13 protein-coding genes are annotated in these 12,694 nt (G+C 36.5%); 9 read left to right on the top strand and 4 right to left on the bottom strand.

Annotated features, from left to right (window positions below):
• The first annotated feature begins 59 nt into the window (after positions 1–59).
• Genes QM017_RS07350 through QM017_RS07335 form a run of 4 tightly spaced genes read left to right on the top strand, consistent with a single transcriptional unit; the run spans position 60 to position 4,196 of the window.
• The gene (locus QM017_RS07350) at positions 60–461 is read left to right on the top strand and encodes a YbaN family protein (RefSeq protein ID WP_282709315.1); all 402 of its coding nucleotides are present in this window, start codon (positions 60–62) and stop codon (positions 459–461) included.
• Positions 454–2,145: an ABC transporter ATP-binding protein/permease gene (locus tag QM017_RS07345; protein ID WP_282709314.1), complete on the top strand. Its 1,692-nt coding sequence runs from the start codon at positions 454–456 to the stop codon at positions 2,143–2,145. The genes QM017_RS07350 and QM017_RS07345 overlap by 8 nt, the downstream gene beginning before the upstream one ends.
• Positions 2,138–3,790, top strand: coding sequence for an ABC transporter ATP-binding protein (locus tag QM017_RS07340; protein WP_282709313.1), 1,653 nt, complete (start codon positions 2,138–2,140; stop codon positions 3,788–3,790). Before QM017_RS07345 ends, QM017_RS07340 begins: the two co-directional genes overlap by 8 nt.
• On the top strand, positions 3,777–4,196 hold the full coding sequence (locus QM017_RS07335; protein WP_282709312.1) for a PAS domain-containing protein: 420 nt from the start codon (positions 3,777–3,779) through the stop codon (positions 4,194–4,196). Before QM017_RS07340 ends, QM017_RS07335 begins: the two co-directional genes overlap by 14 nt.
• Positions 4,197–4,250: 54 nt before the next feature.
• Here the strand turns inward: QM017_RS07335 and QM017_RS07330 are convergent, their stop codons facing one another.
• The gene (locus QM017_RS07330) at positions 4,251–4,562 is read right to left on the bottom strand and encodes a DUF454 family protein (protein WP_282709311.1); all 312 of its coding nucleotides are present in this window, start codon (positions 4,560–4,562) and stop codon (positions 4,251–4,253) included.
• Between the two features lie 197 nt (positions 4,563–4,759).
• On the opposite strand from QM017_RS07330, the gene QM017_RS07325 reads away from it, so the two are divergent.
• Together QM017_RS07325 and QM017_RS07320 are read left to right on the top strand one after the other, a co-directional pair.
• Complete coding sequence (locus QM017_RS07325) at positions 4,760–5,269, top strand: DUF308 domain-containing protein (protein ID WP_178196956.1); 510 nt, start codon at positions 4,760–4,762, stop codon at positions 5,267–5,269.
• A 152-nt stretch (positions 5,270–5,421) separates the two neighbouring features.
• On the top strand, positions 5,422–6,879 hold the full coding sequence (locus QM017_RS07320; RefSeq protein WP_282709310.1) for a family 1 glycosylhydrolase: 1,458 nt from the start codon (positions 5,422–5,424) through the stop codon (positions 6,877–6,879).
• 50 nt (positions 6,880–6,929) lie between these two features.
• Here QM017_RS07320 and QM017_RS07315 read toward each other — a convergent pair whose 3' ends face one another.
• From QM017_RS07315 to QM017_RS07305, 3 genes are all read right to left on the bottom strand, one after another.
• Positions 6,930–7,541: a DUF1349 domain-containing protein gene (locus QM017_RS07315; protein ID WP_282709309.1), complete on the bottom strand. Its 612-nt coding sequence runs from the start codon at positions 7,539–7,541 to the stop codon at positions 6,930–6,932.
• Positions 7,531–8,091 (bottom strand): GNAT family protein, encoded by a 561-nt coding sequence (locus tag QM017_RS07310; RefSeq protein ID WP_282709308.1) that lies wholly within the window; start codon positions 8,089–8,091, stop codon positions 7,531–7,533. The genes QM017_RS07315 and QM017_RS07310 overlap by 11 nt, the downstream gene beginning before the upstream one ends.
• Positions 8,092–8,159: 68 nt before the next feature.
• A complete protein-coding gene (locus QM017_RS07305) occupies positions 8,160–9,377 on the bottom strand; it encodes an MFS transporter (protein ID WP_282709307.1) in 1,218 nt (405 codons plus the stop codon).
• Between the two features lie 213 nt (positions 9,378–9,590).
• On the opposite strand from QM017_RS07305, the gene QM017_RS07300 reads away from it, so the two are divergent.
• The 3 genes from QM017_RS07300 to proB all read left to right on the top strand — a co-directional run bounded on the left by QM017_RS07300 (position 9,591) and on the right by proB (position 12,684).
• Positions 9,591–10,859, top strand: coding sequence for a PTS transporter subunit EIIC (locus QM017_RS07300; RefSeq protein WP_282709306.1), 1,269 nt, complete (start codon positions 9,591–9,593; stop codon positions 10,857–10,859).
• Positions 10,860–10,861: 2 nt separating this feature from the next.
• Complete coding sequence (locus QM017_RS07295; protein ID WP_282709305.1) at positions 10,862–11,707, top strand: alpha/beta hydrolase; 846 nt, start codon at positions 10,862–10,864, stop codon at positions 11,705–11,707.
• Between the two features lie 170 nt (positions 11,708–11,877).
• A complete protein-coding gene (gene proB / locus QM017_RS07290; protein WP_282709303.1) occupies positions 11,878–12,684 on the top strand; it encodes a glutamate 5-kinase in 807 nt (268 codons plus the stop codon).
• Positions 12,685–12,694: the final 10 nt, after the last annotated feature.

Below are 12,694 nucleotides of genomic sequence, written 5' to 3'. Positions count from 1 at the left end.
AATTAGGTAAAGTTATAGTATACTTAAAGTAAATTCATTATCAAAGTAGGAGAGACCACGTGAAAAAAATATTATTTATTAGTCTAGGGTGTATAACTTTTACACTTGGAACAATCGGAATCTTTGTGCCGTTTATGCCGACAACAGGCTTTTATTTGGCAACGGCTTTTTTATGGATGCGTAGTTCCGATAGGCTCTATCAAAAGTTCATTAACTCAACTTTTTATCAACAAAATATCGAGCGTGTATTGTTTAAACGTGAAATTACGACCAAAGGGATGCTAAAAATGTTTGCTTCCATGTTGGTCGTTTTTGCCGTGCCCTTTATCTTAGTGCCTAATTTTTGGGTACGTGTCATTGTAGCAAGCATTTATTTAGCTCATGTTATCGGATTGAGTCTGTATTTTAAATGGGACACATTGTTTGGCAAAAATAAAGTAGAGGAGTCTTTAGATGATTGATCGGCGTTTATTTAAACTAGTTGCTAAGCGCCCGATATTTTTATTGGTGGCGGTTCGTTGGCTAAATTTGGCTTTGTCTATTTTTATTTGGTATGGTTTTGCTAGTTTAGTCAGCGAGTATTTTGAAATGGGTAGCTTTTTTTCGCTTTATTTCTTATGGTTGGGAGCTTTTGCCTTAATTTTAAAGGCGCTTTTGCATTATATTAGTGGATATTTAACCTGGTATTGTGCAAGCCAGATGCGCTTGACACTACGCCAAAATGTTTTACAAAAAGCCTTAGAATTACAAGCTAATCAACAACTTGCGCCCAGTGTTTTAGCACAATATGCAGTTGAAGGCATCAATCAATTAGAACTGTATTACGCACGTTTCTTACCGCAACTTTTTTATTGTCTTGGTAGTGTCGTGTTAATCTTTGGTGTTTTAGTAGGTTATGCTTGGCAACCTGCAGTATTATTGTTGATTTGTATGCCTTTAATTCCATTGGTTATCGTGTTAGTGATGAAGAGCGCCAAGAAAATTCTAGGCAAATATTGGCATAGCTACACAGATTTAGGACGAGTATTTGAAGAAGATTTGCGTGGCTTATCAACTTTAAAGGATTTTGCACAAGATGAAGCAAAACAACAAGAATTAAAACAAAATGCTGAATCTTTTCGTAAGGCTACGATGAGTCTTTTGGCGATGCAACTTAATTCGATTACAATCATGGATCTCATCTCATATTGTGGGGCAGGCTTGAGCATTTCTTTAGCCTTAGTCGCTTTTAGTAAAGGGAGCCTTGATTTGTTAGGTGTGTTGTTGTTTATCTTGTTGAGTGCCGAGTTTTTCTTGCCACTTCGGCAGTTAGGCTCTTTTTTCCATGTGGCTTTAAATGGTGTTAGTGCGATGAAACGTTTGTTTAGTTTTTTAGAGCAAGAAAATCCGGTTAGTGGCACGCAAACTTTAGTCCAACCATTAAAGCAAATCAAAGCAACACTTGCTTTAGAATATGCAGGTAGCTTTAAGCTGCAAGTCAACGATTTTAGCGAAAAACAAGGCGGTCTGATAGCTTTTGTAGGGCCGTCTGGTTCTGGAAAGAGTACTTTTGCGCAGATTTTGAGTGCTAAAAAGCTGGATTATCAAGGAAATGTCAGTTGGAATCAAACTAACTTAACGTCTTTGAGCCAACAAAGTCTACAAGAAAATGCTCTTTACATCAGTGAGCAAGGTTATTTGTTTAAAGGTAGTCTTTGCGAAAATCTATTGTTAGCTAATCCAAATGCAAGTAAACAACAACTCTTAAGTGCTTTAGCTAAGGTCGATTTAACAGCCTTAGGATTGGATTATCAGTTAGCTGAAAATGGTGCTAATCTATCAGGTGGTCAGCGCCAACGTGTCTTGTTGGCACGGTGTTTGCTGAGTCAAGCACAATTGGTGGTGTGTGATGAAATTACGGCTGGAGTTGATAAACCTAGCGAAGATATCATCATGCAAAACTTACATGACTTGGCAAAAGAAAAGCTTGTCATCTTTATTTCGCACCGGTTATATAACGTATTAGATGCTAAAACAATCTATGTTTTTGAAAATGGACAAATCACCGCAAGTGGTACAAGTCAAAGCCTCTTAAAAGATTCACGCTATTTTAAGGAATACTTCGCTAAAGAGCAGACTTTGCTTGAGGAGGGAAAAAATGTTTAGATGGTTATTACAATTCATCTGGCCTAGCCGCTATAAAGTTTTATTAGCCGTTTGCTTTGGTGTCATCAGCAATCTAGCGGTTGTGTTGATTCCTTTTTTAAGCGCGCTTTGTGTGTGGCAACTAGCATTAGGAGATACGACAAATTTAACGCGCTTAATTTGTTTAATCTTAGGTTGTGGGGTAGTGCGCGGTTTTGCTAGATACAGCGAACAATATTTAAATCATGACATTGCATTTAGTTTGTTAGCCAGTCTACGCGCAAAACTTTTTGCCAAAGTCCGGCGTTTACAAAGCAGCTTTTTAAAGACTAAAGACTCTGGCGATTTGATTACAAGTTTAACAAGTGATGTTGAAGCCTTAGAAGTCTTTTTTGCACATACGGTTTCGCCAGTGGCAATTTATCTAGTTTCAACGGTTATTACGACAATCTGGATGAGTCGTCTTTGGGGATTAGGTGCAATCATTTTGTTGTTAGGTCAACTTTTAGTTGGAATCGTCTTACCGTATTTTAGCTGGCACAAACACCAACAAATCGGCCAAAGTTTACAAGAAAATCTGGCGCAATTAAATCAAGTGGTGATGCAACAAGTCCAAGCCTTAGCAGACATTAAACAATATGGCTTACAAAAACAAATGCTAACTACGCTACATAAAAAAGGCCAAGCTTTAGATGTTGCACAAAAACAACAATTAAAGCAAGAAAGTTTATTGGTCTTGCGTGGCGAAATCATTTTGATATTGACAGCAACAAGCATCTTAGGCCTTGGAGTCTATCAACAATTAGACCCAGCAGTCGTATTGTTGAGCACGATTTTAAGTTTGAGTTGCTTTGGGCCTGCTTTGGCGTTAAATAATCTAGGTTCAGCCTTATTAGCCCCGCTTGGCAGTGCCAAACGATTATATCAATTGAGCTGTCAAGACGAAGCAGTTAAGTTTAAGCAAACAGGCGCTTTAGCTACTGAACCGCAAAACTTGCAAGCTAAGCAAGTAACATTTGGCTATCATGAAAAAGCAGCGGTTTTAAGCGATATTGACTTGACGCTTACTAAAGCTAAGATGATTGGAATTGGTGGTAAAAGCGGTAGTGGTAAAAGTACCCTAGTTAATCTTTTGAAACGTGTCTATGATCCTTGGAGTGGCTCAATTTGTTTTGAGCAAACTGACATAAAAGATTTAAGCGAACATAATCTGCGCAAGTACCAAGGGATTATGGAACAACAAACCTTTATTTTTGCGGGGACAATCGCTCAAAATATCGCCTTAGCAAGGCCAGATGCTTCTTTAGAGCAGATTAAATTAGCCGCTACAAAAGCTAATTTAGCCCCTTTAATCGAATCTTTACCGGACAAATATCAAACGCAGATTGGCACACCAAAAACGCATCAACTTTCCGATGGTGAAAAGCAACGTTTAGGCCTGGCACGGTTGTTTTTAAAGGATGCTCCGTTTTGGATTTTAGATGAGCCAACCAGTCGCTTGGATTATTTAAATGAACGAGAAATCATGCAAAATGTCCGCCAAAACACCCAAGATAAAGCAGTTTTAGTTATTTCACACCGGCAGACAACGCTACAAAACGCAGATGTATGTTATGATATTAGCGAGCATAAATTAAAAAGGAGTTCACAAGATGCAAATTGTTGATTTAGAAACAGGGCAAGTCGATCTTGAACAATTAACCGGTATTTTTCGGGTGATTCCTCAAGAATTTGACTTTATCGATGAAAATGATATTGTACGTTGGTATTCGAATAATAATCACCGAATCTTTGGTAGAGAAGAGTCATCATTAAACCAACATGTTTTAGATGTTCATCCTAAACACAGTGCCAATCGCATCAAAAAGCTGTTAGCAGATATGCACTCGGGGAATAAAACTAAAGTTGAAATGGTCATCCCTGCCAAAGGAAAACAGATTCAGATCTGTTTTTATGCGGTTTATGATCATGCAGGCACATACCGTGGCTGTATTGAAGTTACACAAGATGTCAGCCATTTAGTCAAGCAAAGTCGCTTGGGGAATTTATGGAAATTAATCACTAAACACTAAAAAAAGTGAAGCTTCTTTGTTGGATTGTCCAAACAAGGAAGCTTCACTTTTTTATTAATCTTTTACTTTTTTAGATAATAACATTAATTTAGTCCATAAAACTTTATACCAAACTTTTTTGGTGGTATTTTCCATTTCGTCTTGCTTTTTTTGAATAAATTCAATCAAGCCATTAACATACTTTTGATACAATCTAGTGTTTGTCAACCACGCATGGAAGCGAGGAGAAAACTTCGAGAGACTGTAAAAAAAGAGTAAGAAAAACGGAACTTGCGGAATAACGGGTAACAATAAGCCAACGATTCCACAGACTAAACTGACAGCGGCTAATAAAAACCACAAAATCTTGGTGACGTGTCTAAGCATATACTCTCCTCTAACTTTCTATCTAAGTGTTACATAACAGTATACCATAGTTTAGCGGTTGATATTTTAATCTGACTCTAATATTTTATTAAGATTTCATAAAATACGGTCATGAGCAAAATAAAAGCTATTTTTTTTAAGTCGTGGTAAGCTTAGTTTACAAAAAATTTTTATTTTATTAAGGGAGTTGGAGTATTATGGAAAAAAGATTTGATTGGCTAAGCTTATTAGTCGGAATCTTGATGTTACTAGCAGGGGGGTATACTTTATTTGCCCCATTAAGCGTTTTATTGAGCTTGCCTTTAGTTTTGGGAATTTTAGCGATTGCCAAAGGTGTACAAACTCTTTGGTTGCGTCATCAAGTCAATAAAATCTTGGTTCAAAAATCAAGTTGGCTATTGTGGCTAGGAATCATCGACATCGTGATTGGCTTGTTGTTCATTATCAGAATGGGCTTGGCACTTGATGTAATTGTTTTTATTTTCGCGGTCTGGTTTATTTTTGATGCTATTTTTGAAATTATGACAGCCCGTGTATTCAAAGCTGATAAAGGCTATTATTGGTTATTAATTATCTTGAGTGTCTTAGGGTTAATTTTAGGCATCATCTTGTTGTTTAACCCATTGCTAGCTAGTGCAACTTTAGTTTGGTTGATTGCTTTTTATCTAATCTTTATTGGTATTGGTAAAATCATTCAAGCCTTCTAAAATAAAGGCCAAAAGCTTTCTTGAATTTTTCAAGAAGGCTTTTTTTGTAAAAAAAATGTAAACCCCTTACATAAAATCGTTTTAAAGTGTAAAATATATTTGTAGGCTAAAAAAATATTAGTCGGGTACAATTTTAAAATGAGGTGAAATTTATGAGTTTTCCTAAAGATTTTTACTGGGGTGGAGCAATCGCAGCTAATCAAGCAGAAGGTGCTTATAATGAAGCAGGACGTGGCTTAGCACGCACTGATATTACAACTGGTGGTTCGCTACATGCTAGAAGACAAGTAACCTATGAATTTGCCGATGGTACAACAGGTAAAGGTGATTTTGTACCTCAAGGAGCACACGGCAAAATTTTAGCTGATGAATACTATCCTAACCATGAAGGAATCGACTTTTATCATCGTTATAAAGAAGATATCAAACTTTTTGCTGAAATGGGCTTTAAGATGTTTCGAATGTCAATTTCATGGTCGCGAATTTTCCCAAATGGTGATGAACAAGAACCAAATCAAGCAGGTTTAGATTTTTATCGCAGTGTCTTTGAAGAATTGCGTAAATATGATATTGAACCACTCGTAACCATTTCGCATTTTGATACACCATTATACTTAGAAGAACATTATGGTGGATGGAATAACCGTAAATTAATCGATTTTTTCACACATTTTACAGAAACTATCTTTAACGAATATAAAGGCCTTGTTAAGTATTGGCTAACATTTAATGAAATCAATAATACAATTATGTTTTTGGAATTTGTCCAAAAAAATCCAAGTGATCAAGCTTATCAAAGTGCCTATCAACAATTGCACTATCAATATGTTGCCAGTGCTAAGGCTGTTAAACAAGCACACCAAATCGATCCAAACTATCAAGTCGGCTGCATGATTTGTGGTATTTGCAATTATCCATTAACCTGTGATCCTAAAGATATCTTAGCTAATCGCTATGCTTGGGAACAAAATATCTTTTATAGTGGCGATGTACAATGCAAAGGTAAATATCCAACATTTGCGAAACGCTTGTGGGCTAAACACAATGTCAACTTAGACATCACCGCGCAAGATTTAGAAGATTTAAAGGAAGGTACCGTTGATTTATATACCTTCTCATATTACATGTCAACTGCGATTACTACACATCAACAAGAAGATAAAGTTGGTGGTAACTTCTCAACTGGAGCACGTAATCCATACTTGAAATATTCCGAATGGGAATGGGCCGATGATCCAATGGGCTTACAATATTACCTTGAAATGATTTATGATCGTTACGAATTACCACTGATGGTTGTTGAAAACGGCTTGGGTGCGGTTGATAAGCTTGAAGATGGCAAAGTTCACGATCCATACCGGATTGAATACATGAAAGAACACATCAAAGCCATGGATAAGGCTATCGAAAATGGTGTTGATTTGCGTGGTTATACTAGCTGGGGTTGCATCGATTTAGTTTCGGCTGGTACCGGGCAAATGTCTAAACGCTATGGTTTTATTTATGTCGATAAAAACGATGATGGTACCGGTAGTTTAGAACGTTACCGTAAGGATTCATTTTACTGGTATAAAGACGTCATCGCATCAAATGGTGCTAAGTTAGATTAAAATATCAGCAACAAATTAAAAAGTCAGCAAGTATTTGCTGACTTTTTTTGCTATATATCTTTATCAGGAGCTTGGCCTGTGTGGGCTAGCCATTTGCATTCGGTAATTTCCATGTCACTAAAAGTTGCTTTAAAAGATGAATCTTCAGGACTGCAAGCATAAATGCCGAAATTGATCGTATCAGCACCTTTCCAAAAATGGAAGATACGCATCTGATTATAATTAATACCATCAAAAGATGCTTCAACACAAAAATCATCTTCTCTGCGACTGAATCGATACCAGATAGTTTTGATAGATGCATCGATGACTGTTGTTGCCCAATCTGAATAACCATTGTTGGTAACAACGCTACCTAGATGCTGAAATTCTTCATTTTCATATTCACTGGAACATTTAAACCAATTATCGCTGTCTAAATACATGGCAACACCACATTGATCAAAGCGATGTTTGCTTGCAAAGTTTGTTTTAACTACAAAAGAAAAATATTTTTCAGCACTTTGCAGTTGTAAGAGTGGGGCGTTATCGTTTCTAAATTTGTAATATGTTCTTTGCCATAAATCTGTGTGAGGTTGTGTAATGATTTCAATTTTATCTTGAGTGATACTGTAGCTTTTAGGAGCTCTTGTCCATGTTAAATCATCAATATTAAATTTCATTTTTTTCTCCCTTAAATTTATTTTTCATCTGCCATTCAGATTTGAGTAAAGCATATAAATAAAAAGTTCTAAATTGCTTGTTATAATATAAATAATCACGCAGGGTAGCTTCTTTTTGATAACCTAGACGTTGTGCGACTGCTTGGCTCTTATGGTTAGTTATATCAATTAAAATTTCTAATCGATGCAAGTTCATTTCTTCAAAAGCATATTTTTGCAGTAAATTTAGTGCCTGATTCATATAGCCCAAGCCGACATAAGCATCGCCTAAAAAATAGCCAATTTGAGCCTTGTGATGATCTTTTGAAATATCATGAAGATCGATTAGGCCTACGATAGTTTGATCAATTTCAATAGCTAGCATTAGAATCGTTTGTTTAGGCAAGCTTTTTGCAAGACTAGTTTGTTCGTCTTCTGGTTGATAAATATCATCAACCCATGGTAAGTAGCGTCTAAGATTTTGACGACTAGCATCAATGAGGTTAAACAACTCATAAGCATCGTTTAAGGTGACGGGGCGCAGTGTTATTTGTCCATTTGTCAGGTACATGAAATCACTTCCTTTGATAATGATTTTATAAAAAAAACAAGCACCCGTAAAGATGCTTGTTTTTTTGATTATTTGCTTAATTGACGAATTCCAGGTAAGGTAATCATCACCAAGAAACTGATGATATAAAGGGCAGATAAGCAACCCATGGTTACACCTAGAGTATAGTGATCCATTAAAATTCCGATAGCTACAGAAGAAAAACCACCGATTGCACGACCAACATTCATGATTAAGTTATTAGCGGTCGAACGAATTTCAACTGGATATAAACGACTGATAACAGCACCATAACCACCAAACATACCGTTTGAAAAAAAGCCGATAACAGCCCCGATTAAGACTAAAGCTAAAGCACTTTTAGCCATTAAAATCGTAAATAAAATAGCAGCTGAGCCAAGTAAGAAGATACCAAAAGAAATGCGTGGACCAAAGTTATCCATGATATAACCAAAGGCCACCATCCCAAGACTCATACCGATAATTGTTGCAATCATCCATAAAGATGAACCTGAAACAGATAAACCTTGTTGTTGTTGCACGATAGTTGGTAACCAGTTCATCAAACCAAAGTAGCCAGCGATTTGCACGATAGCCATGATCATCAAACCAATTGTTTGATAAGCGATCTTAGGTGTTTTGAAAAGTTCTTTAAATGAAGGCTTTTCTTGTTTTTCACGTGCTTTAGCTTGAGCTTGCAAGAAAGTGTCACTTTCTTTGACGTGTTGTCTGATGAAATAAGTCAAGATAACAGGAATAATACCGACTAAGAAAAGAGCGTTCCAACCAAAATCTGGGATGATAAAGGTTGCTAGTAAAGCGGCAAAGATCGCACCGATTTGGCCACCGATTGCAGCAATTGAAGTGATACGCCCAACATGGTTGTAGTGGAAGTTTTCAGCAATCATTGCCATACCTACACCGTATTCACCACCAGCCCCGATTCCGGCTAAAAAGCGCAGAATATAAATAGTCGTCAAGTCATGTGCAAAATACATAGCAGCAGTGGCAAAGGCAAAAATAAAAATAGTATAAGAAAAAGTCTTAACCCGTCCATGACGGTCCCCAATAATACCAAAAATTGCTCCACCGACAAGCATTCCGATGTTGGTAATCGAACCAATCATCCCAGCTTCTCCACTTGAAATATGCAAATCAGCAATAATTGACGCCAATGAAAATGATAGGAACATGATGTCCATATTTTCTAGGGAAAATCCAGCCGCAGTCGAAGCTGTTACCCATTTTTGTTGTTTAGACATCTTATTAGTCGTTGTCTGTTCCATAAAAAATTCCTCCCAAAATGACGATCTCTGTCGTCAATTATTTTGTTCCAATAGACTATTTTACATGAAAAAACAAACAAAACAAGTAACATTTTCAAGAAAATGTATTAATTTACGAAATTTGTTATAGATTATGCATAAGCTTCTAAAGATGATTTTGGAAGTTTTTTCTAGTATAATCAAGGATACTAAAATGATAAAGTAGGTGGCGTTGTGTTTGAAAAGTTTGTTTTGTTATTGGTTAAACTTAGACAAAATGTTTTTTTGCGTGTGACCCAAAGAACCTTGGCTGTACTTTTTCCGTTGATTTTAATTGGAAATTTAGCCCAAGTATTAGCCTCATTTCTATCGGTTAATGGCTTTATCGGAAGCATTTTTTATGTTGATGATTGGTTACCTCATTATGCAGGAGTACGCTTGGTTTTTGAAAACATAAGTAAGATGACACTTGGATTGGTCGCAGTGTTAGCTACTTATCAAGTTGCACGTTATACGGCAAAATTTTACCAACGTGATGGACAAATGGCTGGGCTAGGGGGATTGGTTAGCTTTTTATTGTTGATTTATGCAGCAGATAAAAACATGGTGTTAACTATCAATTGGCGTTTGTTGGGCTTTGCTAGTTTGTTTTTAGGCCTTCTTATCGGCTTTTTTAGCGGTTATTTGTTTAAAATCTTAACCAAAGAAGTTGCTGATGTTTCTTCAATGCATAGTGCAGATATTTTAGCGCGGGCTTTTATGGCCTTAAAACCGTTAAGTGTATCATTGCTAAGTTGTGCGTTGATTAATCATTTTTTAAGTACCTTCATTTATCGTTACTTGAATCAAAACAACGATTTTTTTCAAGCGTTAAGCTTGCTTAGTCATGGCTTAGGTTTGACGCTTTTAGTTGGAATATTGACTAACTTGTGTGCATTTATTGGAATTAGTGGACCATATACGCCTAACTTATATTATGATAGCCGCTTAGTTGCTGCTAATTTGAATGCGACATTTGCCAAACATAGCTTGCCGTATCAATACAATGGCAACACTTTGTATCAAGCTTATGGTGTTTTAGGCGGGGCGGGATGCAGCTTAGCTTTAGTCATAGCATTGTTATTGTTTACGCAAAACAAAAATGAACACAACATAGCCAAGGCCACGCTTTTTCCTGTCTTTTTCAATAGCAATGCAGCTTTATTGGTTGGCTTGCCGGTCTTATTTAATCCACTTTATTTACTAGGATTTGTAATGATTCCAGTGCTAAATATGTTAGTGGCCGCATTATTTTTAAAATGGGGTTGGCTTAGCTATTCTGTTTATCCCGTGCCAACCGGGACACCAGGACCATTGATTGCCTTTATTGGTAGTGGAGCTGATTGGCAAAATTTAGTCTTTAGCTTGTTATTATTGGTGCTAGATATATGGTGTTATAAACCTTTTGTCTTGTTGGCGCAAAAAGTAAGCCATAGACTTAAACAAAGCGAGCGGAGGGAATAGCGATGGTTAAAAAAAGAATATTTTGGGTCCTTTTATTGCTAGGAAGCTTAGTTTTACTAGCTTTGCCTGCAGGAAAATGGACCAAAGCAAATGTTACAACACTGCAGTCTTTTCATAATTCAAAGCTTTCTCCAATCATCATGATTCCAGGAAGTTCTGCAACGGAAAATCGCTTTGATGAGCTGATTGCAAAGATTAACGAGACTAGCCTAAAAAAGCACAGCCTGTTAAAAGTTAAAGTCTACAACAGTGGCAAGATGGTTTTTAAAGGCAAGATAGCCGCTAAGGATAATGAGCCCTTTATCGTGGTGGGATTTGAAAATAATCATGATGGCTATAGTAATATCTTGCAACAAGCCAAGATGTTTTCAAAGGCTTTTAATAAATTGACCGAAGATTATAATTTTAACAATTTTAAAGGCATCGGCCATTCGAATGGTGGCTTGATTTATACCGCTTTTTTAGAGAAATATTATGCTAAAACCAATGTCAGCATCAAAAAATTAATGACAATTGGCACGCCTTATAATTTTAACGAGGCGTCGTTGCAGCATAAAACACAGATGTTAGCAGATTTTATCAAGGCTAAAGACAAATTGCCTAAGGATTTGAGTGTCTATTCGATTGCCGGGACTGAAAATTATGATTCAGACGGCTTAGTACCGGCTAGAAGTGTTGAAGCGGGGAAATATATTTATCAAGGCCAAGTCAAGTCATTTACAGAAATTACAGTAACAGGACAAGAAGCACAACACTCTGATTTACCCCAAAATCAACAAATCATCGATTTAATCGAACGCTATATCTTAGATAAGAATCAACGTCCAGATCCTAACGGTAATCGCTGAGTCTTAAAATAATAGTTTTTTAAAATTTGTTATAGTAAAATAATAAATGGATTGCAGAAACTTTCACATAGCAAAAAATAATATGGTGAAAAAAGAAAGTTTCAATTAAATTGAAAGGTAATGCTGTATTTTGCTAGGTAACCATATTTGATACAGCCAGGAATTTTGTTATGACACAAACGCGTCACTTTGATGATGTTAAACGAATTGTCGTTAAGATTGGAACAAGTTCATTGCTTCATCCAAACGGGAAATTAAATTTAGCAGCCATCGATCAACTTAGCTACACCTTGAGTAGTTTAAATAATACCGATAAAGAAGTTATTTTAGTTTCTTCTGGAGCTATCGGAGTAGGAATGGGACAATTCGGCTTGACGCACCGACCCACCGCGATTCCTGAACAACAAGCCTTAGCTTCTGTGGGACAATCACAGTTAATGACGGTTTATCAACAAAGATTTGCGACTTATGGAACTAAGATCAGTCAAGTTTTGTTGACTTATGATGTCTTTGAGTATACCGGAAGTTTAAAAAATACACTTAATACGTTTCAAACATTGCTTAATTGGAAAGTGATTCCAATTGTTAATGAAAATGATACCGTAGCCATCGATGAATTGGGACATACGACTAAATTTGGCGACAACGATCAGCTTTCGGCTTTAGTTGCGGCTATTGTGGATGCTGATTTGTTGATTATTTTATCTGATATCGATGGCTTTTTTGATAAGAACCCCCAAAAATATCCTGATGCAAGCTTGATTCAAACAGTAAATCACATCGATGATGCTGTTTATCAAATTGCGGGTGGCTCAGGTTCTGATTTTGGTACGGGTGGCATGTATACAAAGTTAAAAGCTGCTCAACGTATGATGAAACATGGTAAAAAAGCCGTTTTGGCAAATGGGTCAGATCCTAAGATTATTTTAGATATTTTAGCAGGTAAGCAAGTAGGAACATTGTTTGATCCAAATTAAGAAAGGATAA

The organism is Ligilactobacillus sp. Marseille-Q7487, assembly GCF_949152225.1.
GTDB lineage: Bacteria > Bacillota > Bacilli > Lactobacillales > Lactobacillaceae > Ligilactobacillus.
Note: the sequence above shows the minus strand (reverse complement) of the source record. Positions and strands in the feature narration are given on the sequence as shown.

Excerpts from the sequence above, each read along its gene's own strand:
- QM017_RS07345 (WP_282709314.1), top strand. The coding sequence starts at position 454 with ATGATTGATCGGCGTTTATTTAAACTAGTTGCTAAGCGCCCGATATTT.
- QM017_RS07340 (WP_282709313.1), top strand. The coding sequence starts at position 2,138 with ATGTTTAGATGGTTATTACAATTCATCTGGCCTAGCCGCTATAAAGTT.
- QM017_RS07335 (WP_282709312.1), top strand. The coding sequence starts at position 3,777 with ATGCAAATTGTTGATTTAGAAACAGGGCAAGTCGATCTTGAACAATTA.
- QM017_RS07330 (WP_282709311.1), bottom strand. The coding sequence starts at position 4,562 with ATGCTTAGACACGTCACCAAGATTTTGTGGTTTTTATTAGCCGCTGTC.
- QM017_RS07325 (WP_178196956.1), top strand. The coding sequence starts at position 4,760 with ATGGAAAAAAGATTTGATTGGCTAAGCTTATTAGTCGGAATCTTGATG.
- QM017_RS07320 (WP_282709310.1), top strand. The coding sequence starts at position 5,422 with ATGAGTTTTCCTAAAGATTTTTACTGGGGTGGAGCAATCGCAGCTAAT.
- QM017_RS07315 (WP_282709309.1), bottom strand. The coding sequence starts at position 7,541 with ATGAAATTTAATATTGATGATTTAACATGGACAAGAGCTCCTAAAAGC.
- QM017_RS07310 (WP_282709308.1), bottom strand. The coding sequence starts at position 8,091 with ATGTACCTGACAAATGGACAAATAACACTGCGCCCCGTCACCTTAAAC.
- QM017_RS07305 (WP_282709307.1), bottom strand. The coding sequence starts at position 9,377 with ATGGAACAGACAACGACTAATAAGATGTCTAAACAACAAAAATGGGTA.
- QM017_RS07295 (WP_282709305.1), top strand. The coding sequence starts at position 10,862 with ATGGTTAAAAAAAGAATATTTTGGGTCCTTTTATTGCTAGGAAGCTTA.
- proB (WP_282709303.1), top strand. The coding sequence starts at position 11,878 with ATGACACAAACGCGTCACTTTGATGATGTTAAACGAATTGTCGTTAAG.